Raw genomic sequence first — 24,787 nt, 5'->3', positions numbered from 1 at the left:
ATCGCTTCATCTGAGCTTGTCCGGCGTATTTATTTGAAGGAGTTTCCCGCGTGAAGTCTCGCTTACCCGTGATTGTTGGTTTTGGTGGTTACAACGCAGCCGGCCGCAGCTCCTTTCACCACGGTTTCCGCCGTACCGTGATCGAGTCGATGGACCTGCGCGCACGTCAGGAAACCCTCGCCGGCTTGGCCGTGATGATGAAACTGCTGCAGGTACTCGACGGCAGCTACCAGACCACCGATGGCACGGTGCTGAGCCTGGCGGAGATCGACAGCCGTTTTGCCGAACAGATTCTCGCCTCGACCCTGGTACGCCGTATCGAAAAGCAGCACCTGGACGTCGACGCGGCCCATTGGCAGAAGAACATCAGCGTCAGCGCTACGCCTGACACCCCGCTGAGCTTCATCAGCAACCGCAAGCAACTGCCCGAGCCACTGCCGGCCAACTGGTCGGTGGAAGAACTCAATGCCACCGAGGTGCGCGTCAGCCTGCACGACAGCTGCGATTTCAAGGTCGACAGTTACCGCGCCTTGCCGGTGAAGTCCGCCGGCCAGCTGCCTAGCGGTTTCGAGCCGAGCGAACACTACAACTCGCGTTTCCACCCGCGCGGCCTGAGCATGGCCATCGTCGGGGTGACCGATGCCCTGCGCTCGACCGGCCTGCCCTGGCAGTCGATCGTCGATCGGGTACAACCGGACGAAGTGGCGGTGTTCGCCAGCTGCATCATGAGCCAGCTCGACGAAAACGGCTTCGGCGGCATGATGCAATCGCGCCTCAAGGGCGGCCGGGTCACCGCCAAGCAGCTGGCGCTGGGCCTCAACAGCATGCCGGCGGACTTCATCAACGCCTACGTGCTCGGCAGTGTCGGCAGCACCGGCGCCATCACCGGCGCCTGCGCCACCTTCCTCTACAACCTGCAGAAGGGCATCGAGCAGATCGGCTCCGGCAAGGCCCGGGTGGTGATCGTCGGCAGCAGTGAAGCACCGGTCAACCAGGAGTGCATCGAGGGTTACGGCGCCATGGGCGCCCTGGCCACCGAAGAGGGCCTGCGCCAGATCGAAGGCCAGCAACAGGTGGACTTCCGCCGCGCCAGCCGCCCGTTCGGCGACAACTGCGGCTTCACCCTGGCCGAGGCCTGCCAGTTCGTGGTGCTGATGGACGACGAACTGGCCCTGGAACTGGGAGCCGACATCCACGGCGCGGTGCCGGATGTCTTCGTCAACGCCGATGGCTTCAAGAAATCCATCTCCGCGCCCGGCCCCGGTAATTACCTGACCGTGTCCAAGGCCGTGGCCAGCGCCGTGCAACTGCTCGGCCTCGATGCCGTACGCCAGCGCAGCTTCGTCCACGCCCACGGTTCCAGCACCCCGGCCAACCGCACCACCGAATCGGAACTGCTCGATCGCATCGCCGCCGCCTTCGCCATCGAGCAATGGCCGGTGACCGCGGTCAAGGCCTTCGTCGGCCACTCCCTGGCCACCGCCAGCGGCGACCAGGTGATCTCCGCGCTGGGCAGCTTCAAGTACGGCATCATCCCCGGGGTCAAGACCATCGACGCGGTCGCCGACGACGTGTTCCAGCAGCACCTGAACATCGCCACCGAGGATCGCCAGCTCGGCCAGCAGGCGCTGGACGTGTGCTTCATCAACTCCAAGGGCTTCGGCGGCAACAACGCCAGCGCCGTGATCCTGGCCCCCCACGTGGTCGACAAGATGCTGCGCAAGCGTCATGGCGCAGTGGCCTTCGAGGCCTATTGCGCACGCCGCGAACAGACCCGCGTCGCCGCCCGCGCCTATGACGAACAGGCCATGCAGGGCCAACTGGAAATCATCTACAACTTCGGCCGCGACCTGATCGACGACAAGGCCATCGAACTGGGCACCGACCAGATCAAGGTGCCGGGCTTCGCTCAGCCGCTGGTGTTCAAACAGGATGATCGCTTCGCCGACATGCTTGACTGACAACCCACCTCGGGGTTGCGGGCCTGCCCGGATCGCTCTTGGGGCTGTCGATTCATACCTTTGCCTACCAATAAAAATGCCGCTCACCTGATTCAGGTGAGCGGCATTGCGGCATATGGCCGGCGCGGATTAATTGCAGCGGAGGTGTCGCAATGGCTTACCAGCCGACACCAAAGCCCAGGCTGTAGTGGGTTTCGTCTTTGTCGCCTTCCGAGCCACTGACTATGTCTTTCTCGGCCTTCATGTTCAGCGAAGCCCAGTCGGTGACCTTGTAGCGTAGGCCCACCTCGGCATCCAGGGTGTATTCGGCGACATTGGCCAGCGGCTTGCCGACCTCACCGCTGCTGAACAGCTCGAAGCTCTTGCCAACCAGGTAGCGGTTGTAGTCCCACTTCGTGCTCACGGCATAGAAGTTGTCTTTCTCGCCATTGGCATACAGGTAGTCGGTGCGGTTGAGCAACCCGGTAACGGACAAGGCGCCTAATTCGTTATCCCAGAACTGGTAACCCGGACCGGTACCGACCGTGCGCTGGCGCCGTAGCTCTTCGATCAGATCGCGCTTGTATTCGAGACGCCCTTCCCAGAACCAGTGCTCATCGAGGAAACGATCGAGGGCATACTCGGCGCCCCAGTTATCGGTGGCCACTACGCCGTCCTGAAACTCGCGGTTGTAATCGGCCGCGGCATTGTGCCGCCAGAGCCCGTGACGCATCTGGGTCTTCAGGTCGACATCATAATCATCGGTATCAGTTTCGGCGCGCTTGTAGTCCAGCGCCGCGTCGATATTGCCCTTCCAGGTCAGGTCCTCGACCAGGGGCTTGGGCTTCATGATCCGCTCGATACTCGCCAGCTCGATGGTTCTCGGCCCTTCGCCATTGGCCAGGGTGACCTTGCCCTGCTCGGCAGCCAGCAGGGCCTTGGCCCGCTCACCGGTCAGCTTGCCTTCCTTGATCAGCAACTCCTGGTCGCTTTCGAGGGTGGCGATTTTCTTCCAGTCCAGCGCAATCGAACCCGCGTAATCGGTTTGCAGGAGCAGTTTTTTCCCTTCAAAGAATTTGATCGTACCGCTCAGCCGATCACCGTTTTTCAACCACACGGTATCGGCCAGCAGAGGACTGGCAACTGCCGAAAGGGCCAGGCATAACAGGGTTCTGAAAATCATAAGAATGCTTGAAAAGCTCTGATTGAATAAACGCCGGGCATTATGCGCAAGCCCAGACTCTGAGCAATGACTGACCGTCGGAATTAATCGGAGTTCAAGCCAGGCGACCGATGCCATCGGTGGCTCGAGCCGACCAGCCCACCCCGAGCCCCGCAGATAATGGCGCTCGCTGGGGATACGCCCCAGGCCACGGACGTGCTGCCGCCCCTCCGGCAGCGGCAGCGGGCCCAGCGGTTTGTTGCGCTGCTGGCTGGGCGACGCCATTATTCAGCCAGACCCTGCCCGCCTTACACTGGCATGGCCTAACCGACCAACGCAGATGACCACAGGGGGCGCAGCCGCATGATCGGTCGACTACCGCCACCTCAGGATGAAGCCGCCAGGCGAGCCGCTTCGCCCGGGTTAGCAGCCAGCCAGGAGGCACGACGCGAGGCGCTGTATATGGCGCTCGCACAGGTTCCTCCGGGCAGGGTGGTCAGCTATGGCCAACTGGCCGAGCTGGCGGGCCTTGGCCGTGCCGCACGCTGGGTCGGACGCAGCCTCAGCCAGCTGCCGCAGGGCACCACGCTGCCCTGGCATCGGGTGATCGCCGCCAGCGGACGCCTGAGCCTGCCGGCGGGCAGTGTTTCCGGCGCGGAGCAACGGCAGCGCTTGCGGGCCGAAGGGGTGCTGGTCATCCATGATCGCGTGGATATCCGACGGCACGGCTGGCGCCCGATGGAGCACAGCGGTTAGAGTGCGCCCAGAATCCTTTTTCTCTTTGCAGACAGATACCCGCTCAATGCCCCGTAAAAGCTGGCGCGAAGCCATCGCCGCCTACTCAAGCCCCTCCACGCTGGTGCTGTTGCTCCTCGGGTTCGCCGCCGGCCTGCCCTATATGCTGGTGTTCTCCACGCTGTCGGTGTGGTTGCGCGAAGCGGGCGTGGCGCGTGAAACCATCGGTTTCGCCAGCCTGATCGGCCTGGCCTATGCCTTCAAATGGGTCTGGTCGCCACTGCTCGACCAGTGGCGCCTGCCGCTGCTCGGCAGGCTCGGCCGGCGCCGCTCCTGGCTGGTACTGGCCCAGGTGCTGATTGCCATTGGCCTGGCCGGCATGGCGTTGTGTGACCCGCAGACCAAACTGACCTGGCTGATCTCCCTGGCGGTGCTGGTGGCCTTCGCCTCCGCCACCCAGGACATCGCCGTGGACGCCTATCGCCTGGAGATCGTCGAGGACACCCGCCAGGCGGCTCTGGCCGCCAGCTATATGGCCGGCTACCGGGTCGCGGCACTGCTGGCCACCGCCGGCGCGTTGTATGTTGCCGAAGGCTTCGGTTCCACCGTGCAGCTCTACCAGCACAGCGCCTGGTCCGGTACCTACCTGGTGTTTGCCCTGCTGATGCTGCCGGGCCTGCTGACCAGCCTGTGGATGCGCGAACCGGCGGTACCACTGCAAACCCAGTTGGCCGCGGCGCGCTACGGCTTCAGCCATCAGATCGTCTCGGTGCTGGTGTTGATCGTGATGCTGGTCTCGGTGCCGGCGATGTTCACCCAATTCTATTACACCGACTTTGCCAGCCTGGTGCGGGGCGAAATCAGCCTGTTCGATCTGCTTCTCGTGGATCGCGCCTTTCTGCGCGCCTTGCTCTACACCATCCTCACCACGCTGTGCCTGTCGAGCATGGGCCGCCGCGGCCTGGCACCGGTGCTGACCCCGATCAACGACTTCATCGTGCGTTATCGCTGGCAGGCCTTGCTGCTGCTCGGACTGATCGCGACCTATCGCATGTCGGATACCGTGATGGGCGTGATGGCCAACGTGTTCTACATCGACCAGGGCTTTACCAAGGATCAGATCGCCAGCGTCAGCAAACTGTTCGGCCTGGTCATGACCCTGCTCGGCGCCGGTTTTGGCGGCCTGCTGATCGTGCGCTTCGGCATCCTGCCGATCCTGTTCATCGGCGGCCTGGCCTCGGCCGCGACCAACCTGCTGTTCCTCATGCTCGCCGGCATGGGCGCCGACCTGCAGATGCTGATCGTCACCATCTCCGCCGACAACTTCAGCGCCGGCCTGGCCACGGCGGCGTTCGTCGCCTACCTGTCGAGCCTGACCAACCTGCAGTTCTCGGCCACCCAGTACGCCCTGCTCAGCTCGATCATGCTGCTGTTGCCGCGGCTGATCGGTGGCTATTCCGGCGTGCTGGTGGAGAACCTCGGCTATGCCGAGTTCTTCCTGATCACCGCCCTGCTGGGGATTCCGACCCTGATTCTGATCGCCCTGCAATGGCAGCGCGAACGCCCGCAGGCCAATGGCTCGACGCCAGCCGAAGCGCTCGACAGCCCGCCGCTGTAGAGCGAAGCCAACCACTAGCAGCCCAGCGCCAATAGATGTAAAAAAGCCCCGGTACAAGACCGGGGCTTTGGCGTTGCAGGGTGTGGCTTAGAACTGCGCCGCATCCAGCAGGTACAGGCTGTCGCTGCCGGCCTTGACCGACGCGGTCAGCGAGTGGATCCGCGGCAACAGGCGGGCGAAGAAGAAACGCGCGGTGCCCAGCTTGCTGACGTAGAAGTCGTCCTGATCCTGCTTGGCCAGCGCGGCCCGTGCCATCAACGCCCACATATAGGCATAGGCGGTGTAGCCGAACACCTGCAGGTACTCGACCGAGGCGGCACCGACTTCGTTGGGATTGGCCTTGGCGCGCGCCAGCAGGTCGCTGGTCATCAGCTCCAGGTTGGCGATGGCGTCTTTCAACGGCTCGGTGAACTCTGCCAGGGAGGCATCGGCCGAATCGGTGAACGCCTTTATCTCGTCGGCGAAGTGCTGGTAGAAGGCACCGCCGCTGCCGACCACTTTGCGCCCGACCAGATCCAGGGCTTGGATGCCGTTGGTGCCTTCGTAGATCTGGGTGATGCGGCAGTCGCGGATCAGCTGCTCCTGGCCCCACTCGCGGATAAAGCCATGACCGCCGAAAATCTGCTGGCCGTGCACCGTGGTTTCCAGCGCCATGTCGGTGAGGAAGGCCTTGGCCACCGGTGTCAACAGGGCCACCAGCTCTTCGGCGCGCTTGCGCACGGTCGGTTCTTCGCTGAACTTGGCGGTATCGAGCTGCATGGCCACGTAGCTGGAGAAGGCACGACCGCCTTCGTTCAGCGCCTTCATGGTCAGCAACATGCGGCGCACGTCCGGGTGCACGATGATCGGGTCGGCGGCTTTGTCCTTGGCCTGCGGGCCGGTCGGCGCACGGCTCTGGATACGCTCCCGAGCGTATTCGACGGCATTCTGGTAGGAGCGCTCGCCCAGGGACAGGCCCTGGATGCCAACGCCCAGGCGCTCGTAGTTCATCATGGTGAACATGGCCGCCAGGCCCTTGTTCGGCGCATCGACGATCCAGCCGGTGGCGCCATCGAAGTTCATCACGCAGGTGGCCGAGGCCTTGATGCCCATCTTGTGCTCGATCGAGCCGCAGGACAGCGCATTGTGCTCGCCCAGCGAGCCGTCGGCGCCCACCATCAACTTGGGCACCAGGAACAGCGAGATGCCCTTGGGTCCGGCCGGCGCATCCGGCAACTTGGCCAGCACCAGGTGAATGATGTTCTCGCTCAGGTCGTGCTCGCCGCCGGTGATGAAGATCTTGGTGCCACTGATCTTGTAGCTGCCATCGGCCTGCGGTTCGGCCTTGGTGCGGATGATGCCCAGGTCGGTGCCGGCGTGCGGCTCGGTCAGGCACATGGAGCCGGCCCAGGTGCCGGCGTACATGTTCGGCAGGTACTGCTCTTTCAGCGCTTCACTGGCGTGGGCGTTGATCGACAGGCAGGCGCCAGCGGTGAGCATCGGGTAGAGGCCGAATGACAGGTTGGCCGAGTTGACCATCTCTTCCACTTGCGCGGAGATCACCTTGGGCATGCCCATGCCGCCGAACAGCGGGTCACCACCGACTCCCACCCAGCCGCCTTCGGCGTAGGTCTTGTAGGCTTCGGGAAAGCCGGCCGGGGTCTTCACCGCGCCATTGCTCCAGGAACAGCCTTCCTCATCGCCGCTGCGATTGAGCGGGGCAATGATGCCCGCGGTGACCTTGCCGGCTTCTTCGAGAATGGCGCTGGCGGTGTCTTCATCCACCACGTCGGCCAGGGCAGGTAATTGGGCCCACAGCGTGGAGACGTCGAACACTTCATTGAGCACGAAGCGCATGTCGCGCAGGGGAGCTTTGTAGTCAGCCATGGAAAATCCTCGAGCGGAGCAACAGGGTTAAATCGGCCTTGGGAGTTTAACCGAGCAACGACATAGACACGTAGCGTCATGTTGTGACCATAAATTCACAAAAGGTCCGCATTCGCTTGAAATGCAAAGACCCGCCAGCGGCGGGTCTTTTTTCACACTACCGCTCGTCAGAGCGCGAAATGCTCGGCTGGCAGACTCATCATGCACTCGCTGCCGGCCTCGGCCGCCGCCAGGTGGGCGGCCGTACGCGGCAGCAGGCGCTGGAAGTAGAACGCGCAGGTGGCCAGCTTGGCCTGGTAGAAGGCCGCATCGCCGGCACCGGCGTCGAGCTTCTCCTGGGCCACCAGCGCCATGCGCAGCCAGAAGTAGGCCAGGATCACGTAGCCGGAGTACATCAGGTAGTCCACCGAGGCGGCGCCTACCTCGTCGGGATTCTTCATCGCCGCCAGACCGATCTTCTGGGTCAGTCCGCCCCACTGGGTGTTCAGCGTCGCCAGCTGCGCCACGTAGCCCTTGAGCTGCGGATGCTCGGCCTGGGCCTCACAGAACTTGTGCACGATCTTGGTGAAGCCGCTCAGCAGCTTGCCCTGACTGCCGAGCACCTTGCGCCCGAGCAGGTCCAGGGCCTGGATACCGTTGGTGCCTTCGTAGATCGGTGCAATCCGGCAATCGCGAACCAGCTGCTCCATGCCCCACTCGCGGATATAGCCATGGCCGCCGAAGATCTGCATGCCGTGATTGGTCACCTCCAGCCCGGTGTCGGTCATGAAGGCCTTGCAGATCGGGGTGAGGAAGGCCAGCAGGTTTTCCGCTTCCTCACGCTGCTCGGTGGTTTCGCTGAGGTGCGCGACATCCAGCAGCTGGGCGGTGAAGTAAGCCAGGGCACGATTGCCCTCGTTGAGCGCCTTCATGGTCAGCAGCATGCGCCGCACATCGGGGTGCACGATGATCGGGTCGGCCGGCTTATCCGGCGCCTTGGGCCCGGTCAGTGCGCGCATCTGCAAGCGTTCGTTGGCGTACTTGATCGCCCCCTGGAAGCTCGCTTCACCGAGGCACAGCCCCTGCATGCCAGTGCCCAGACGCGCATGGTTCATCATGGTGAACATGCAGTTGAGGCCTTTATTGGCCTCGCCAATCAGAAACCCTTTGGCGCTGTCGAAATTGATCACGCAGGTGGCCGAGGCCTTGATACCCATCTTGTGCTCGATCGAGCCGCAGCTGACCGCGTTGCGCTCACCGGCCTGGCCGGAAGCGTCGGGGAGGAACTTGGGCACGATAAACAGCGAAATGCCTTTGGTTCCGGCGGGCGCATCGGGCAGCTTGGCCAGCACCAGATGAACGATGTTCTCGCTCATGTCGTGCTCGCCGGCGGAGATGAAGATCTTGCTGCCGGTGAGCGCATAGCTGCCGTCGGCCTGGGGCACGGCACGGGTCTTGATGATGCCCAGGTCGGTGCCGCAATGCGCTTCGGTCAGGCACATGGTGCCGGTCCAGAGCCCCTCGGTCATGCGGGTCAGGTAGGTCTGCTTCTGCTCTTCGCTGCCGTGGGCATGGATCGCCGACATGGCGCCATGGGTCAACCCCGGGTACATGCCCCATGAGGTGTTGCTGGCGCCGACCATTTCACTGTTGAGCAAACCCAGCGAATGCGGCAGGCCCTGACCACCGTAGGCCGGGTCGGCGGCCAAGCCCATCCATCCGCCCTCGGCATACTGGGCAAACGCTTCCTTGAAACCTTTGGGCGTGGTCACCACACCGTTATCGAACTGACACTCTTCTTCGTCACCGGAACGGTTCAACGGCGCCAGCACCTGCTCGCAGAACTTGGCACCTTCTTCGAGGATTGCACCGACCATGTCCGGCGTCGCGTCACTGGCGCTGAGTGCGGCGTAGCTGGTGTGGAAGTCGAAGACATCGTCGATCAAGAAGCGCATGTCGCGCAGGGGAGCCTTGTACTCGGGCATGGTCGTTCTCCGTCAGCAGGCGCGCGAGGCGCGGGTCAATTGCCCTAAGCTACCGCCGAAGTCGGCTGATTCACAACAACCGTACGCCCGCTGAATGCGCCGTCATAAATGACCGGGCCGCAGCCTGCGACGCAGTGGCGACGGCCGCGGCAAGCCGGTAAATAGGGGCAATACCCCTTATGTGTCGCACCTGGCTTTTGTAAGGTGGGGGCGAGCCGCGCAGGTTAGCGGCGCCAACCTCCGAGCGATCAGGCGCCGCCATCGTGGCGCGCCGCGTAACCCACTGAGCGATATCCCTCGTTGCGCCGATGGCGGGTTACGCCGCAACGGATCTTGCTGGATCTTCGCTGTCGGCAGTGTGCGCCTAGCCCACCCGAAAGGCCGCTTGACCGCAGGTCGATCTGTGACGCGACACTGCCCTCATACGAAAAAAAGCCGCTACCCCGAGAGGTAGCGGCTTTCTTGAGACGGAGTCGCGGGACGGCTTAGTAGCCCAGCGCGAAATCGTCTTCGTGCATGTCCATCAGGTTGCCGGCGCCGGACAACATGGTGGCCACGTGGGTGCGGGTCCGCGGCAGGATACGGGCGAAGTAGAAGCGCGCGGTCTGCAGCTTGGCCTTGTAGAAGGCTTCGTCGGCAGTGCCGGCAGCGATCTTCTCGGCGGCCAGGCGCGCCATATCGGCCCAGAAATAAGCCAGGCAGACGTAACCGGAGTACATCAGGTAGTCCACCGACGCAGCGCCGACTTCCTCGCGATCCTTCATCGCCGCCATGCCGACCTTCATGGTCAACTCGCCCCACTCCTTGTTCAGCTGGGCCAAAGGCTCGACGAAGGCCTTGACCGCCTCGTTGCCCTCGTTGGCCTGGCAGAACTTGTGCACGATCTTGGTGAAGCCTTTCAGCGCCTCGCCTTGGGTCTGCAGTACCTTGCGGCCGAGCAGGTCGAGCGCCTGGATGCCAGTGGTGCCTTCGTACAGCATGGAGATACGGCTGTCGCGAACATTCTGCTCCATGCCCCACTCGGCGATGAAGCCGTGGCCGCCATAGATCTGCACGCCATGGTTGGCCGCTTCGAAGCCGACTTCGGTCATGAACGCCTTGGCGATCGGCGTCAGGAAGGCCAGCAGTGCGTCGGCCTGCTTCTTCTCGGCTTCGTCCTGGCTGTACTTGACGATGTCGACCTGCTTGGCGGTGAAGTAGACCATGGCGCGATTGCCTTCGGCGAAGGCCTTCATGGTCAGCAACATGCGGCGCACGTCGGGGTGCACGATGATCGGGTCGGCAGCTTTTTCCGGCGCTTTCGGGCCAGTCAGGGAACGCATCTGTAGACGTTCGCGAGCGTACTTGAGGCCGCCCTGGAAGCCGATTTCAGCGTGAGCCAGGCCTTGCAGTGCGGTACCCAGGCGAGCGGTATTCATAAAGGTGAACATACAGTTCAGACCTTTGTTCGCCGCGCCGATCAGGTAACCGGTGGCACCATCGAAGTTCATCACGCAGGTGGCGTTACCGTGGATGCCCATCTTGTGCTCGAGCGAGCCGCAAGTTACGGCGTTACGCGCGCCAGCAGTACCGTCCTCGCTCACCGTGAACTTAGGCACGATAAACAGCGAGATACCCTTGGTGCCTTGCGGCGCGTCGGGCAGGCGGGCCAGCACGATATGGACGATGTTGTCGGCCATGTCATGTTCACCGGCCGAGATGAAGATCTTGGTGCCGGAAACCTTGTAGCTGCCATCGGCCTGGGGCTCGGCCTTGGTGCGCAGCATGCCCAGATCGGTGCCGCAATGCGGCTCGGTCAGGCACATGGTGCCGGTCCACTCGCCGGAAACCAGCTTGGTCAGATAAGCATGCTTCTGCTCGTCGGTGCCGTGCTCGGCAATGGTGTTCATCGCGCCATGGGACAGGCCGGGGTACATGCCCCAAGACCAGTTGGCGGTACCGACCAATTCGCTGACCACCAGACCCAGCGACTCCGGCAAGCCTTGGCCGCCGTGGTCGACGTCATGGGCCAGGCTCGGCCAGCCACCTTCGACGTACTGCTTGTAGGCTTCCTTGAAGCCGGTCGGTGTCTTAACGCCGGACTCGCTCCAGGTGCAACCTTCGGTGTCACCCACACGGTTCAGCGGCGCCAGTACCTGCTCACAGAACTTGGCGCCCTCTTCGAGGATGGCGTCAACCATGTCCGGGGTAGCGTCTTGGCAGCCGGGCAGGCTCTGATAATGCGCTTCGTAGCCGAGCAGTTCGTCACGGACGAAGCGAATGTCACGCAAGGGGGCCTTGTAGTCAGGCATAGCGGATAACCTCTGCGGTGGACTCATAGTGTGTTTGGGTGACCGAATACATGGTCGCTTGGGGGATCACTCCCGACTGCACGGCGACGTCTTGGCCACCCAGCAATCAAACAAGTGTTTGAAACATACGTTTACCCCAGAACCTTGTCAAGCACTGTGGCAATTGCCGCCTGTCGGATTCGGCCGTGCGCCGCGAAAAAAATCCGCGCGCAAGCTCAGGAATCGGGCTGGAGGCTTTGACGAAAAAGCAGGAAGGGCTTGAGCCGGTGATCAGCCAAGCAGGTCGATCAGTGGCGCGGAGTCCGGCAACCCGGCGGTGCGCCGATACAGCTCGAGTTCGGCTGCTGACGAACGTGACGGCTGAGGTGACGCGGCAGGATCGCCATCGCGCTCCGCCGGTTCCGCCGCCTCGCTCGATTGCGCGCGTTCGGCTTGCGCCTCAGCGGCCTCGTTGCGCTGCAGCTCGGCCAGGTCGACTCGTGCCTGGACCATCTGCGCCTGGGCTTGCGCTGCCACACGCAGATCCTGAGCGGAGGGCTCGGCCGGCGACAGGGCTGCACGCACCACGATCTCCATCTTGCTCAGGGTCGCTTGCGGGTCGCCCGCCACCGCGCCGGTGTCGATACTGACCTCCCCTGCGACGGCATAGCGCTGGCCATCCGGACCTCGGGTATAGGTAAAACTTGGTGCGCCGGCATAGCCGCCGCCAACTGCCGCGTGGGCCTGTTCGTGGCTGCGGACTTCGCGATCACGCGTGGCCAGTTCGGCGATTTCCAGTTGTTCGAGGCGTTGTTGCTGCGGGCTGGGTTCGCTCTTGTCCTGCTTGTCGGCGGACGGGGTCGACTGCTCGGCGGGCTGATCCGCTTCTTCGCGGGCAGACGCGCGCTGTTCATCGCTCAGGGCGGGAGACGGGGTAGCCGGCGCCTGGGCGGCGCGGGTCAGGTCAGGGGAAACATCGGCCGAGGCGGCCGGCGCTATTGGGCGCGCCGGCAATGATGGTGCCGGTGAAGGATACGTTGGCGTAGCGCCGATGTGCATGCCGTACCTCTTGCTCGCGCATGTGTACTGGTCGCGGCAGCGACCTCAGGCTTTGGTGTCGATCAGCGTGCCCAGCACTTCATCGGCAGTGCGCACGACCCGCGCACCGGCTTGTGCCTCGTTCTGGCCGACACGCAACGCGACCAGGCTTTCGGCCAGGTCCGCAGGTTTTTGCCCGGCCGCCTCTGCTGACCGGTTGACCTGATTGAGTGCGGGGGTTTGCGCGGCCTGCTGGGGGACTGCGCTGGCGCTGCCGGCGATTTCGGCGGCAGCCTGATCGACCCGACGCTGCCCCGACTGAAGGCTGCTGAGGCCCGAACTGAAGGCGTTAGTGGTGATTTGCATGAACCAGCTCCCGCAGGTGTACTACATGAATGCACTGCATTGAAGCAGATAAGGGGTCGGCCGCGTACTGGCAAATAGCTATGGCAACCGGCCTGCTTATAGCTCCACCTCCAGCAGCGCCAGATCGAGACACTCGGCCACCGCCGCCGGCGTCGCCTTGGCCAGGCGCGGCACCCGCCCCAGGCAAGGCGCCGGCAAGCGCTCGGCGAGGGTCGCCAGATTCTCCTCCAGGCGCGACGTCTTGGGGTCGACCACATTGGCCACCCAACCGGCCAGGGTCAGGCCGTCGCGGGCAATCGCCTCGGCGGTCAGCACCGCATGATTGATGCATCCCAGGCGCACCCCGACCACCAGAATCACCGGTAAATCCAGGTTGATCGCCAGATCCGACAGCGCCGCCTGGCCGGCCAGCGGTACACGCCAACCGCCGGCGCCTTCGACCACGGTGAAATCCGCGCCCTTGTCGAGAATCTGCTGCACCGGCCCCTGCAGGGCCTCCACATCCAGTTGCACGCCAGCTTCGCGGGCCGCCAGATGCGGAGCGATGGGCGGGGCAAAGGCCAGCGGATTGACCTCCTCATAACGCAACGCCAGGCTGCATTCGCCGAGCAAGGCCAGGGCATCGTCGTTGCGCAGACCGGCGGCGGTCTTGCTGCACCCGGAGGCGACCGGCTTGGCGGCGGCGGTCGACAGCCCGGCCATGCGCGCGGCGTGGAGCAAGCCGGCGGCAATGGTGGTCTTGCCGACTTCGGTGTCGGTGCCGGTGATGAAGAAGGCTGCAGTCATCTCAATTCTCTTTGCGTAAAAGGCCGTAGACCACCTGATAGCTCGCCGGCAGGCCTTGCGGCTGGCGGAACTGCTCATAGGCGGCGATCAGCGCCAGCATGCGGGCGCGCCCGGTCAGGCCACCCGGGCGACCGGGGTTGAGGTTGTGGGCGCCCAAGGCCTTGAGTTCATGGGTCAGGCTGCGCAGGTCGGGGTAGTGCAGCACCTCGGCCTGGGTTTCCAGGCCGAGCAGCTGCAGGCCGCTGCCCGCACAGAGCTGCTGGTAATCGGCGAAACGACGGAAGCGGTTGACGTGGACGAAACCGTCCACCGCCTGCCAGCTATCACGCAACTCCCGCAAGGTGCCGACGCACAGGCTGCTGAAGGCCAGCACACCGCCGGGGCGCAACACGCGCCGGGACTCGCTGAGCACCGCGGCAAAATTCGCACACCATTGCAGCGCCAGGCTGGAAAACAGCAGATCGCAGGACGCGTCGCGCAGCGGCAGGCGCTCGGCATCGCCGGCGACAAACTGCTGCGCGCCGCCCAGTGGCTGGGCGTGGCGCAGCATGCCCTCGGCAATATCCAGGGCCACCCCCTCGGCAGCGCCGTAGCGCTCACCCAGGGCACGACTGAAGTAGCCGGTGCCACAGCCCAGGTCGAGCCAGCGTTGCGGGCTCAGATTGGCCGGCATGCGCGCCAGCAACTCGCCGCCCACCTTGCGCTGCAGGGCCGCGACGCTGTCGTAGCTGTCGGCGGCGCGGGAAAAGGACGCCGCCACCTGACGCTTGTCCGGCAGGCCGCTCAGCGGGTCTTGGGTCCACTCAGTCATCGCCGGCCTCGTGCAGAAAGGCCTGGATGGCCGCGGCGATCTCGTGGGGGCGCTCCAGGGCGAAGGCATGGCTGGCCGCATCGACCAGGCCGATCTCGACGTCCGGCAGCAACGCCAGCAGCGCGGCCGCCGCATGCGCTGGCACCAGCGCATCGCGGCCGGCGAACAGGTGCAGTTGCGGGCCGACGAAGGCCTGCACGGCGCTGCGGGTGTCCAGCGCGGCCAGCACATCCAGCCCGGCCAGCAGACTCTCCGCACCCGTCTGCGGCGCCGCGCCCAGCAGCAGCCGCGACAGGCCACGCGGGTCCGCAGCGCCCTGGGCACAGAGCAGGGCGAAACGCTTCAGGGTGGCCCGTGCATCCGCCGCGCAGCCCTGACGAAATACGCCGAAGGTTTCAGCCGCCATCGCGCTGGGCCAGGTCGGCTCGGCGACGAAGCGCAGGTTGCTGGCCAGGGTCAGCAGGCCGGCGCAGCGCTCGCCACGCCGCGCCGCCAGTTCGCCGGCGAGCATGCCGCCGAGCGACCAGCCACCGAGCCAGGTGTCCTGGGGCAGGTTGGCATCGAGTTCGTCCAGCCAGTCGGCGGGGTCGCTGGAGTCCAGTAGCGGCAAGGGTTCGATCTCGACCCGCAGGCGCGCATCGAGGCCTCGCAAGGCCTCGGCCAGCGGTTCCAGCGGCGCACTGCCGAGGCCCCAGCCGGGCAGCAGAATCAGGCGATCACGCATCGCTGCTCTCCAGTAATGTCCAGCATTCGGCCAAGGCTTCCAGCAGTCGTTCGAGCTGGGCACTGCTGTGCGCCGCCGACAAGGTGACGCGCAGGCGCGCACTGCCGGCCGGCACCGTCGGCGGGCGAATCGCGGTGACCAGCAGGCCACGCTCACGCAGCAGCTGCGACAGGCGCATGGCGCGGCCGCTGTCACCGATGAGGATCGGCTGGATCGGTGTGGCGCTGTCCATCAACTCAAGGCCAATAGACTGGGCACCTTCACGGAAGCGCTTGATCAAGGCGTTCAAGTGCTCGCGCCGCCAATACTCGTGACGCAGCAACTCCAGGCTCTTGAGGGTGGCGCAGGCCAGCGCGGGCGGCTGGCTGGTGGTGTAGATATAGGGCCGGGCGAACTGCACCAGGGTCTCGATCAGCTCCTCGCTGCCGGCGACGAAGGCCCCGGAAGTGCCGAACGCCTTGCCCAGGGTGCCGACCAGCACCTGGACATCGTCCTGGCACAGGCCGAAGTGCTCGACGATACCGCCACCGCTGGCGCCGAGCGGGCCGAAGCCATGGGCATCGTCGACCATCACCCAGGCGCCCTTGGCCTTGGCCGCCGCACACAGCGCCGGCAGGTCGGCCAGGTCGCCATCCATGCTGAACACCCCGTCGCTGACCACCAGGGTATTGCCGACGGCCTTGTCTAGGCGACCGGCCAGGCTGGCGGCGTCGTTGTGCAGGTAGCGGGAAAAGCGCGCACCGCTGAGCAAACCGGCATCCAGCAAGGAGGCGTGATTGAGGCGGTCCTCCAGCACCGTATCGCCCTGCCCCAGCAGCGCGGTGACCGCGCCGAGGTTGGCCATGTAGCCGGTGGAAAACAGCAGCGCCCGCGGTCGCCCGGTGAATTCGGCCAAGGCCTCTTCCAGTTCGTGGTGCGGCGTGCTGTGACCGATCACCAGATGCGAGGCGCCGCCGCCGACCCCCCAACGCAGGGCACCGGCGCGCCAGGCCTCGATCACCTGTGGGTGATTGGCCAGGCCGAGGTAGTCGTTGGAGCAGAAGGCCAGCAGCTCACGGCCGTCGACCCGCACCAGCGGCCCTTGCGGCGAGTCGAGCAAGGGGCGCTGCCGGTACAGGTTGGCAGCGTGGCGTTCGGCGAGGCGTGCGGCGAGATCGAAGGACATGACAAGACCCGGTGGATAACCGCAAGCGGGCTACCCAGCCTACAAAGGACTACGCAGGGTGGACGAGGCGAAGCTCATCCACCGCCTGACTTCAGACCGCGGCGTTATAGAACAGCTTGGAGTCGCGCTGCTCGACCAGGGCCTGCTCGATGGCCGCCTGGTGCACTTCGTCGCCATGCTCCTCGCGTTCTTCCGGCTTGATGCCGAGGCGGGCGAACAGCTGCATGTCCTTGCCGGCCTGCGGGTTGGCCGTGGTCAGCAGCTTCTCGCCGTAGAAGATCGAATTGGCACCGGCGAAGAACGCCAGGGCCTGCATCTGCTCGTTCATCGCCTCACGCCCGGCGGACAGGCGCACGTGCGACTGCGGCATCATGATCCGCGCCACGGCCAGCATGCGGATGAAGTCGAAGGGGTCGACGTCCTGCTCATCGGCCAGCGGCGTGCCCTTGACCTTGACCAGCATGTTGATCGGCACCGATTCCGGATGCTCCGGCAGGTTGGCCAGTTGGATCAGCAGGCCGGCGCGATCGTCGAGCGACTCGCCCAGGCCGAGAATGCCACCGGAACAGATCTTCATCCCCGAGTCGCGCACGTAGGCCAGGGTTTCCAGGCGATCGGCGTAGGTCCGGGTGGTGATGATATTGCCGTAGAACTCCGGCGAGGTGTCCAGGTTGTGGTTGTAGTAATCCAGGCCAGCCTCGGCCAGGGCGGCGGTCTGCTCCTTGTCCAGCTTGCCCAGGGTCATGCAGGTTTCCAGGCCCAGGGCGCGCACGCCTTTGACCATCTGCAGCACGTAGGGCATGTCCTTGGCCGACGGGTGCTTCCAGGCCGCGCCCATGCAGAAGCGGGTGGAGCCGATGGCCTTGGCCTCGGCAGCCGCCTCCAGCACTTTCTGTACTTCCAGCAGCTTCTCCTTCTCCAGGCCGGTGTTGTAGTGGCCGGACTGCGGGCAGTACTTGCAGTCTTCCGGGCAGGCTCCGGTCTTGATCGACAGCAGGGTCGAGACCTGCACGCGGTTCTGATCGAAATGCGCGCGGTGCACGGTCTGCGCCTGGAACAGCAGGTCGTTGAAGGGTTGTTCGAAGAGCGCCTTGACCTCGGTGAGGGTCCAATCGTGACGCATGTGGGCAGCGGTGGTGGCGCTCATCAGTAATTCCTTGTTAGTTGTAGCGGCTGCTAGAGTCAGCCAGCACGACACGGATGTCCGGCATATTTAAGGAAGCCTTATGCGCTGTCAACCAGACGACCGACTCCAGGTTTACAACTGGTTAAAAAACAAACAGCACTGCCTGCTCTGCGACGAGCCATCCGACAGCGCAAACAGCCTCTGCGTCAGCTGTGAAAGCGAACTGCCGTGGCTCGGCGCACGCTGCCAGGTCTGCGCCCTGCCGCTGCCGCACCCCGGAATGACCTGCGGCGGCTGCCTGCGACGACCGCCGCATTTCGATCGGGTCGAGGCGCCTTGGCGCTATGCCTTCCCCGTCGACAGCCTGATCAGCCGCTTCAAGCACCAGGCCAAGTGGCCATTGGGACGTCTGCTCGGCGAGCTTTTGTCACAACATCTCGTGCACAGTTTCGCTGAAGGCCTGCCCAGGCCCGACCTGCTGCTGCCCGTGCCTCTGGCCGAACGCCGGCAGCGCCAGCGCGGCTTCAACCAGGCGGCGCTGCTCGCCCAATGGCTGGGCAAACAGCTGCACCTGCCCTTGCAGCAACACTGGCTGCAACGGGTCATCGACACCCCGGCGCAGCAGCAACTGGACGCCGCCACCCGTAAACGCAACCTGCGCCGCGCCTTTGCCCTGGCGCCCAACAGCCAGGTCAGCGGCCTGCACCTGGCCCTGATCGACGACGTGCTGACCACCGGCGCCACCGCCGAGAGCCTGGCGCGCCTGCTGAAACAGGCCGGCGCGGCGCGGGTCGACATCTATTGCCTAGCGCGCACACCCAAGCCAGGCGACTGACGCCACCGCCGCCCCCATAGCATCCGGGCACCGCCCGACCATGCATAAGCGCTACACTCTTCGGCCCAGAGACCGGAGCCGATCATGTCCCACCCATTTGCCGCACTTACTCCCGACCTGGTGCTGGATGCCGTGGAAAGCCTCGGCTACCTCAGCGATGCCCGCATATTGGCGCTCAACAGCTACGAGAATCGCGTCTATCAGGTGGGCATCGAGGGTGAAACGCCGCTGATCGCCAAGTTCTACCGGCCGCAGCGCTGGACCGACGCGGCGATTCGCGAGGAGCACAGCTTTACCTTCGAACTGGCCGAGTGCGAGGTGCCGGTGGTGGCGCCACTGGTGCGCGATGGCGAGACCCTGTTCGAGCACGCCGGCTTTCGCTTCACCCTGTTCCCGCGGCGCGGCGGCCGCGCACCGGAGCCGGGCAACCTCGAACAACTCTATCGCCTCGGCCAGTTGCTCGGCCGCCTGCATGCGGTCGGCTCCTTGCGGCCCTTCGCCCACCGGGAGGCCCTGCAGGTAGAGAACTTCGGCCACGCCTCGCTGGCCACCCTGCTCGAGGGCAAGTTCATCCCGCCCAGCCTGTTGCCGGCTTACGAGTCGGTGGCCCGCGACCTGCTCAAACGCCTCGATGACTTGTTCGCCAACAACCCGGTGCAGGCGATTCGTCTGCACGGCGACTGCCACCCCGGCAACCTGCTGTGCCGCGACGACACCTTTCACATGGTCGACCTCGACGACTGCCGCATGGGCCCCGCCGTGCAGGACCTGTGGATGATGCTGGCCGGCGAGCGCCATGAGCGCCTCAGCCAGCTGTCCGAACTGATGGACGGTTACCAGGAATTCCACGACTTCAACCCGCGCGAACTGCCGCTGATCGAGGGCCTGCGCTCCCTGCGCCTGATGCACTACAGCGCCTGGCTGGCACGGCGCTGGGACGACCCGGCGTTTCCTCACAGCTTCCCCTGGTTCGGCAGCGAACGTTACTGGGGCGAGCAGGTGCTGATGCTGCGCGAGCAATTGGCCGCGCTGGATGAAGAGCCGCTGCGGCTGTTCTGATCGAGGGGCAACGGCAAGCGACCCGCGAACGCAATAGGGCCTGGCCCGCCAGGGTTCAGCGATCAGACTGGACGCACGCCGTCAGCGCGGCTTGTGCCGGCCCGGGCCAGGTCAGTCGGGGGTTGCAGCGGAACATGGAGTCTGGGCGGCGGTAAAGCTGGCCAGGCTGGAAGACGTCCTTTTCATCCACCATCGCGCGTGGTGGATGGATAAAGCCTCAGCCGCCCTACAAGGCGGCGGACTGCGCCCATGCCCACAGGGCCCAGGGCCGTAACGCCTGTGTTACGCCAATCAGCGTTTCCCCTGACAGGAAAAACCTGAACCTGCAGACAAGTGTCGCGCCGCACGACTAGAATCCAGGGCTTTCGTTAGCCGCCTAAGCAAGGATTCTGCATGGCCACCGTCAACCCGCGCCGCGGGTACATTCTCGGCCTGACCGCCTACGTCATCTGGGGCCTGTTCCCGCTCTATTTCAAAGCCATCCAGAATGTCCCCTCACTGGAAATCATCGTCCACCGCGCGCTCTGGTCGGCGGTCTTCGGTGCCGCACTGTTGCTGGTCTGGAAACACCCGGGCTGGCTGCGCGAGCTGCGCGCCAACCCCAAGCGTCTGGCGGTACTGGCGCTGAGCGGCCTGCTGATCGCCAGCAACTGGCTGGTGTATGTCTGGGCGGTGAACCACGAACGCATGCTCGAGGCCGCACTCGGCTACTACATCAACCCGCTGATCAATGTGCTGCTTGGCCTGCTGTTGCTCGGCGAACGCCTGCGCCGCCTGCAATGGCTGGCAGTCGGCCTGGCCGCCGCAGGCGTGGCGCAGCAGGTGTGGCAGCTCGGCAGCCTGCCCTGGGTGTCGCTGGTGCTGGCGCTGACCTTCGGTTTCTATGGCCTTATCCGCAAACAGGCGCCGGTCGCCGCGCTACCCGGTCTGGTGGCGGAAACCTGGCTGCTGTTGCCACTGACGATCGGCTGGCTGCTCTGGAATCCGGCCGCCATGAGCAGCCAGGGCGAATTCTGGAGCACCCCCGAGGCCCTCTGGTTGATCGCGGCCGGGCCCATCACCCTGATCCCACTGGTGTGCTTCAACGCCGCCGCGCGCCACCTGCCCTACGCCACCCTGGGCTTTCTGCAATACATCGCACCGACCCTGGTGCTGATCCTGGCGGTCGCGGTCTTCGGTGAGCGCTTCGATCCGAGCAAGCTGCTGGCCTTTATCTGCATCTGGGCCGGCCTGGCGCTCTACAGCGTCGATGCCTGGCTGACCCTGCGCAAGCGCGGCTGAGGTCCGCCGGAGGGGGCGGACGCGTCCGTCCCTCCCAACCCCCGCGCCAGCGGCTGCACAAAAAACAACCAGCCCGGCGTACGCCCCGGCGCGCCTGGGCTGCAGCCATCCATCCCAACCTTATCCACAGAAGCATCCCCGGCCTGTGTGCACAAGTTATTGAAATAGCTGCTTTTTCAACCAACTCCCGGAGAGTCGCGGGAGACTAGCAGGACAGCCGGGGCTCCCCAGCTTATCCACAGCGATACCCACGCCAGCTGGGGATATGTGCAGCCCCGTCCACAGGCCGGTTGTGCACATCTCGAGCGCCGTCGGCGAGCGTGATTGCAGCCGCGCTCAGGCATCGGTACGCAGATTGAGCTCCACCATCAGGTCATCGGCGAGGGTTTCCAGCTTGGCCTGCAACACATCCAGGGATAACTCCTGTGGCACCGCCAGCTGCGCTTCGGCATGGAACAGCAACTCGCTGCTCATGGGCGCCGGCGTCACTTCGGTGATCAGGCTTTCCAGGTTGACCCCGTGTTCAGCGAGCAAGCGGGTGATATCGCGGATGATGCCCGGGCGGTCATTGCCGATCAGGTCGAGATGAATCGGCTTCCAGCCACCGGAAGGTTCGGCGCCACCTTGCTCCAGGAGCACGCGGATACCCTCGGCACTGAGCCCCAGCAGCGCTTCGACCAGTTCGGCGTGGGCCTTGGCCGGCACCGCGACGCGCAGAATCCCGGCGAACTGGCCGGCCATGCGCGACATGCGACTCTCCTGCCAATTGCCGCCGTGGTCGGCCACGCACTGGGCGAGACGCTCGACCAGCCCCGGTTGATCCTTGGCGATGACGGTTAGTACCAGATGATCCATGACAAGCCCCTCGTTGTGGTTCAGCAATCAGCTAAGGGAGAACCGCGCGCACGGCAGCGGCTCCGTGTTCAGTCGCCGTCTGGCGGCGATAATTCCAGCCAGTAGGTATGGAACAGCTCGTCGCGCACATAGCCGAGCCGCTCGTACAGCGCCTGCCCGGCCAGATTGCTCTTTGCCGTCTGCAACTGCAAACCACAGGCGCCGGTTGATTCGGCATGGCGGCGGGCGCTGTTCATCAGCGCTGCGCCAAGCCCCTGACGCCTGGCGACTTCGCTGACATAGAGGTCGCTCAACAGCCAGGCCGGTTGCAGCGCCAGCGAAGCCTGAAACGGGTAGAGCTGGACGAAGCCAAGCGCCCTGTCCTGTGAGTCACGCGCCAGAAACAGCACCGAGTCGCCTCGGCTCAGGCGCGCCGCCAGAAACACCCGGATCGCAGCCAGCGGCTTGTCCTCCCGATAGAACTGCAAGTAGCCGGCAAACAACCGGGTCAGATCGTCGAGGTCGGCCGAACTGGCCGCGTGTATGTGCATAGCTCCATTCCTCCGCTCACCCAGATCGCACCACACCCCTGCTGGCGTGTGCGTTCGGCAAGTCAGTACCACAACCTTCTACCACGGTCGCCGCAGTATAGGCAGCCCGACGAGCAGGCAGCGCAAGGCTTGGTGTGATTAATGTGTACGGGTTTAATATTTTTATGAAACAATAATTGCCGTTTTTGAGAACATAACGTCCTCACCGTGACTGCAAAGCGTCTCTTGGTCGTACAACGACGCGCACCCACTGATTTTCCAAGAATCTTGATGTAGTATGCCGCGCCTTGGACTACAAGACTTTTTCCCCGGTCCGAAGCGGCTATCGAGTAGAGCTGAAGAGCTGAGCAGAGTGAGGCAAGTGATGACTGATCGCGTTCAAGTAGGTGGCCTGCAGGTCGCCAAAGTGCTGTTCGACTTCGTGAACAACGAAGCCATCCCTGGTACCGGCATCGCTGCCGACAAGTTCTGGTCCGGCGCCGAAGCCGTGATCAACGAACTGGCCCCGAAAAACCGTGCCCTGCTGGTCAAGCGCGACGCGATCCAGGCGCAGATCGACAGCTGGCACCAGGCCCGCGCCGGTCAGGCCCACGATGCAGTGGCTTACAAAGCCTTCCTCGAGGAAATCGGCTACCTGCTGCCGCAGCCGGCCGACTTCCAGGCCAGCACCGAGAACGTCGACGAAGAAATCGCCCGTCTGGCCGGCCCGCAGCTGGTGGTGCCGGTGATGAACGCACGCTTCGCCCTCAACGCTTCCAACGCCCGCTGGGGCTCGCTGTACGATGCCCTCTACGGCACCGACGTAATTTCCGCAGAAGGCGGCGCCGAGAAAGGCAAGGGTTACAACAAGGTGCGCGGTGACAAGGTCATCGCCTTCGCCCGCGCCTTCCTCGACCAGGCTGCCCCGCTGGCCGCCGGCTCCCACGTCGACGCCACCGGCTACCGCATCGAAGCCGGCAAACTGCTGGTCAGCCTCAAGGGCGGCAGCAACAGCGGCCTGCTCGACGACGGCCAACTGGCCGGCTTCCAGGGCGATGCCCAGGCGCCGATCGCCGTGCTGCTCAAGCACAATGGCCTGCACTTCGAAATCCAGATCGACGCCAGCACCCCGATCGGCCAGACCGACCCAGCCGGGGTCAAAGACCTGCTGATGGAAGCCGCGCTGACCACCATCATGGACTGCGAAGACTCGATCGCCGCCGTCGATGCCGATGACAAGGTGGTGGTTTACCGCAACTGGCTGGGCCTGATGAAAGGCGACCTGGCCGAGAGCGTGTCCAAGGCTGGCCAGACCTTTACCCGCACCATGAACCCGGACCGGGTCTACACCCAGGTCGATGGCGGCGAACTGACCCTGCACGGGCGCAGCCTGCTGTTCATCCGCAACGTCGGTCACCTGATGACCATCGACGCCATCGTCGACAGTCAGGGCTTCGAGGTTCCGGAAGGCATCATGGACGGTCTGCTGACCAGCCTGATCGCCATCCACAACCTGAATGGCAACACCAACCGCAAGAACACCCGCACCGGTTCGATCTACATCGTCAAGCCGAAGATGCACGGCCCGGAAGAAGTCGCCTTCACCAGCGAACTGTTCGGCCGCGTCGAGGACGTGCTCAACCTGCCGCGCAACACCCTGAAAGTCGGCATCATGGACGAAGAGCGGCGCACCACGGTCAACCTCAAGGCCTGCATCAAGGCGGCCAGCGAGCGCGTGGTGTTCATCAACACCGGTTTCCTCGACCGCACCGGCGACGAGATCCACACCTCGATGGAAGCCGGCGCCATGGTGCGCAAAGCCGCCATGAAGAGCCAGAAGTGGATCGCCGCCTACGAAGACAACAACGTCGACGCCGGCCTGGCCTGCGGCCTGCAGGGTCGTGCGCAGATCGGCAAGGGCATGTGGGCCATGCCCGACCTGATGGCGGCGATGCTCGAACAGAAGATCGCCCACCCGCTGGCCGGCGCCAATACCGCCTGGGTCCCCTCGCCGACTGCCGCCGCCCTGCACGTGCTGCACTACCACCAGGTCGACGTGTTCGCCCGTCAGGCCGAACTGACCAAACGTGCGCCGGCGGCGCTGGACGACATCCTCAGCATTCCGCTGGCCGCCGAGACCAACTGGACGCCCGAGGAAATCCAGAACGAACTGGACAACAACTCGCAGGGCATCCTCGGCTACGTGGTGCGCTGGATCGACCAGGGTGTCGGCTGCTCCAAGGTGCCGGACATCAACGACATCGGCCTGATGGAAGACCGCGCCACCCTGCGCATCTCCAGCCAGCACATGGCCAACTGGCTGCGCCACGGCGTAGTCAGCCAGGAGCAGGTGGTCGAGAGCCTCAAGCGCATGGCGCCGGTGGTCGATCGGCAGAACGCCAGCGACCCGCTGTACCGTCCGCTGGCTCCGGACTTCGACAGCAACATCGCCTTCCAGGCCGCCCTGGAACTGGTGGTCGAAGGCACCAAGCAGCCCAACGGCTACACCGAGCCGGTACTGCACCGCCGTCGCCGCGAATTCAAGGCCAAGAACGGCCTGTAATCCGCAGTTGCCGCATTGAAAAAACCGCCCTCCGGGGCGGTTTTTTTATGGGCGCGTAACCGGTTCGACTGCGGCGTGCGCAGTGCTGGCGAGGAGCCGCCCGGCTACAGCTGA

The 24,787-nt window shown here is 64.5% G+C and carries 20 protein-coding genes; 7 read left to right on the top strand and 13 right to left on the bottom strand.

Translation table 11 applies throughout. The annotated features are described in order from the left end of the window. Nucleotides 1–50 precede the first annotated feature (50 nt). Nucleotides 51–1,961 (top strand): beta-ketoacyl synthase, encoded by a 1,911-nt coding sequence (locus PH586_RS21885; protein WP_271349924.1) that lies wholly within the window; start codon nucleotides 51–53, stop codon nucleotides 1,959–1,961. Between the two features lie 157 nt (nucleotides 1,962–2,118). Here PH586_RS21885 and PH586_RS21880 read toward each other — a convergent pair whose 3' ends face one another. Further along, complete coding sequence (locus tag PH586_RS21880; RefSeq protein ID WP_271349923.1) at nucleotides 2,119–3,123, bottom strand: DUF481 domain-containing protein; 1,005 nt, start codon at nucleotides 3,121–3,123, stop codon at nucleotides 2,119–2,121. 342 nt (nucleotides 3,124–3,465) lie between these two features. Between PH586_RS21880 and PH586_RS21875 the strand changes: the two genes are divergently transcribed. After that, nucleotides 3,466–3,858, top strand: coding sequence for an MGMT family protein (locus tag PH586_RS21875; protein WP_408637032.1), 393 nt, complete (start codon nucleotides 3,466–3,468; stop codon nucleotides 3,856–3,858). Nucleotides 3,859–3,904: 46 nt separating this feature from the next. Further along, entirely contained in the window at nucleotides 3,905–5,455 is a 1,551-nt protein-coding gene (locus PH586_RS21870) for an AmpG family muropeptide MFS transporter (protein WP_271349922.1), read from the top strand. 87 nt (nucleotides 5,456–5,542) lie between these two features. Here PH586_RS21870 and PH586_RS21865 read toward each other — a convergent pair whose 3' ends face one another. From PH586_RS21865 to bioB, 10 genes are all read right to left on the bottom strand, one after another. Continuing rightward, entirely contained in the window at nucleotides 5,543–7,321 is a 1,779-nt protein-coding gene (locus tag PH586_RS21865) for an acyl-CoA dehydrogenase C-terminal domain-containing protein (RefSeq protein WP_271349921.1), read from the bottom strand. 167 nt (nucleotides 7,322–7,488) lie between these two features. Then, the gene (locus PH586_RS21860; RefSeq protein ID WP_271349920.1) at nucleotides 7,489–9,285 is read right to left on the bottom strand and encodes an acyl-CoA dehydrogenase C-terminal domain-containing protein; all 1,797 of its coding nucleotides are present in this window, start codon (nucleotides 9,283–9,285) and stop codon (nucleotides 7,489–7,491) included. Between the two features lie 485 nt (nucleotides 9,286–9,770). Beyond that, nucleotides 9,771–11,576 (bottom strand): phenylacyl-CoA dehydrogenase, encoded by a 1,806-nt coding sequence (locus tag PH586_RS21855; protein ID WP_271349919.1) that lies wholly within the window; start codon nucleotides 11,574–11,576, stop codon nucleotides 9,771–9,773. Nucleotides 11,577–11,846: 270 nt separating this feature from the next. Then, on the bottom strand, nucleotides 11,847–12,614 hold the full coding sequence (locus tag PH586_RS21850) for a putative metalloprotease CJM1_0395 family protein (protein WP_271349918.1): 768 nt from the start codon (nucleotides 12,612–12,614) through the stop codon (nucleotides 11,847–11,849). A 45-nt stretch (nucleotides 12,615–12,659) separates the two neighbouring features. Continuing rightward, nucleotides 12,660–12,959 (bottom strand): hypothetical protein, encoded by a 300-nt coding sequence (locus PH586_RS21845; RefSeq protein ID WP_271349917.1) that lies wholly within the window; start codon nucleotides 12,957–12,959, stop codon nucleotides 12,660–12,662. 96 nt (nucleotides 12,960–13,055) lie between these two features. Further along, the gene (gene bioD / locus PH586_RS21840) at nucleotides 13,056–13,745 is read right to left on the bottom strand and encodes a dethiobiotin synthase (protein WP_271349916.1); all 690 of its coding nucleotides are present in this window, start codon (nucleotides 13,743–13,745) and stop codon (nucleotides 13,056–13,058) included. A 1-nt stretch (nucleotide 13,746) separates the two neighbouring features. Then, the gene (bioC, locus tag PH586_RS21835) at nucleotides 13,747–14,556 is read right to left on the bottom strand and encodes a malonyl-ACP O-methyltransferase BioC (RefSeq protein WP_271349915.1); all 810 of its coding nucleotides are present in this window, start codon (nucleotides 14,554–14,556) and stop codon (nucleotides 13,747–13,749) included. Beyond that, nucleotides 14,549–15,280, bottom strand: a complete 732-nt coding sequence (locus tag PH586_RS21830; protein WP_271349914.1) for an alpha/beta fold hydrolase — start codon at nucleotides 15,278–15,280, stop codon at nucleotides 14,549–14,551. Before PH586_RS21830 ends, bioC begins: the two co-directional genes overlap by 8 nt. Continuing rightward, on the bottom strand, nucleotides 15,273–16,445 hold the full coding sequence (gene bioF, locus PH586_RS21825) for an 8-amino-7-oxononanoate synthase (protein ID WP_271349913.1): 1,173 nt from the start codon (nucleotides 16,443–16,445) through the stop codon (nucleotides 15,273–15,275). The genes PH586_RS21830 and bioF overlap by 8 nt, the downstream gene beginning before the upstream one ends. A gap of 91 nt (nucleotides 16,446–16,536) precedes the next feature. Continuing rightward, on the bottom strand, nucleotides 16,537–17,592 hold the full coding sequence (bioB, locus tag PH586_RS21820) for a biotin synthase BioB (protein WP_271349912.1): 1,056 nt from the start codon (nucleotides 17,590–17,592) through the stop codon (nucleotides 16,537–16,539). A gap of 79 nt (nucleotides 17,593–17,671) precedes the next feature. Here bioB and PH586_RS21815 point away from each other — a divergent pair, with 79 nt between their 5' ends. From PH586_RS21815 to rarD, 3 genes are all read left to right on the top strand, one after another. After that, complete coding sequence (locus PH586_RS21815) at nucleotides 17,672–18,406, top strand: ComF family protein (protein ID WP_271349911.1); 735 nt, start codon at nucleotides 17,672–17,674, stop codon at nucleotides 18,404–18,406. 84 nt (nucleotides 18,407–18,490) lie between these two features. Then, on the top strand, nucleotides 18,491–19,465 hold the full coding sequence (locus PH586_RS21810) for a serine/threonine protein kinase (protein ID WP_271349910.1): 975 nt from the start codon (nucleotides 18,491–18,493) through the stop codon (nucleotides 19,463–19,465). 393 nt (nucleotides 19,466–19,858) lie between these two features. Further along, nucleotides 19,859–20,746 (top strand): EamA family transporter RarD, encoded by an 888-nt coding sequence (rarD, locus tag PH586_RS21805; RefSeq protein ID WP_271349909.1) that lies wholly within the window; start codon nucleotides 19,859–19,861, stop codon nucleotides 20,744–20,746. Between the two features lie 336 nt (nucleotides 20,747–21,082). On the opposite strand, the gene PH586_RS21800 is transcribed toward rarD, so the two are convergent. Together PH586_RS21800 and PH586_RS21795 are read right to left on the bottom strand one after the other, a co-directional pair. Then, nucleotides 21,083–21,601, bottom strand: a complete 519-nt coding sequence (locus PH586_RS21800; protein WP_271349908.1) for a glycine cleavage system protein R — start codon at nucleotides 21,599–21,601, stop codon at nucleotides 21,083–21,085. A gap of 68 nt (nucleotides 21,602–21,669) precedes the next feature. Next, complete coding sequence (locus PH586_RS21795; RefSeq protein WP_271349907.1) at nucleotides 21,670–22,131, bottom strand: GNAT family N-acetyltransferase; 462 nt, start codon at nucleotides 22,129–22,131, stop codon at nucleotides 21,670–21,672. Nucleotides 22,132–22,495: 364 nt separating this feature from the next. Between PH586_RS21795 and PH586_RS21790 the strand changes: the two genes are divergently transcribed. Then, a complete protein-coding gene (locus PH586_RS21790) occupies nucleotides 22,496–24,673 on the top strand; it encodes a malate synthase G (RefSeq protein ID WP_271349906.1) in 2,178 nt (725 codons plus the stop codon). The last annotated feature ends 114 nt before the right edge of the window (nucleotides 24,674–24,787 follow it).

It is taken from the genome of Pseudomonas aestuarii (assembly GCF_027988105.1).
In the GTDB taxonomy this organism is placed as follows: Bacteria; Pseudomonadota; Gammaproteobacteria; order Pseudomonadales; family Pseudomonadaceae; genus Aquipseudomonas; species Aquipseudomonas aestuarii.
Note: the sequence above shows the minus strand (reverse complement) of the source record. Positions and strands in the feature narration are given on the sequence as shown.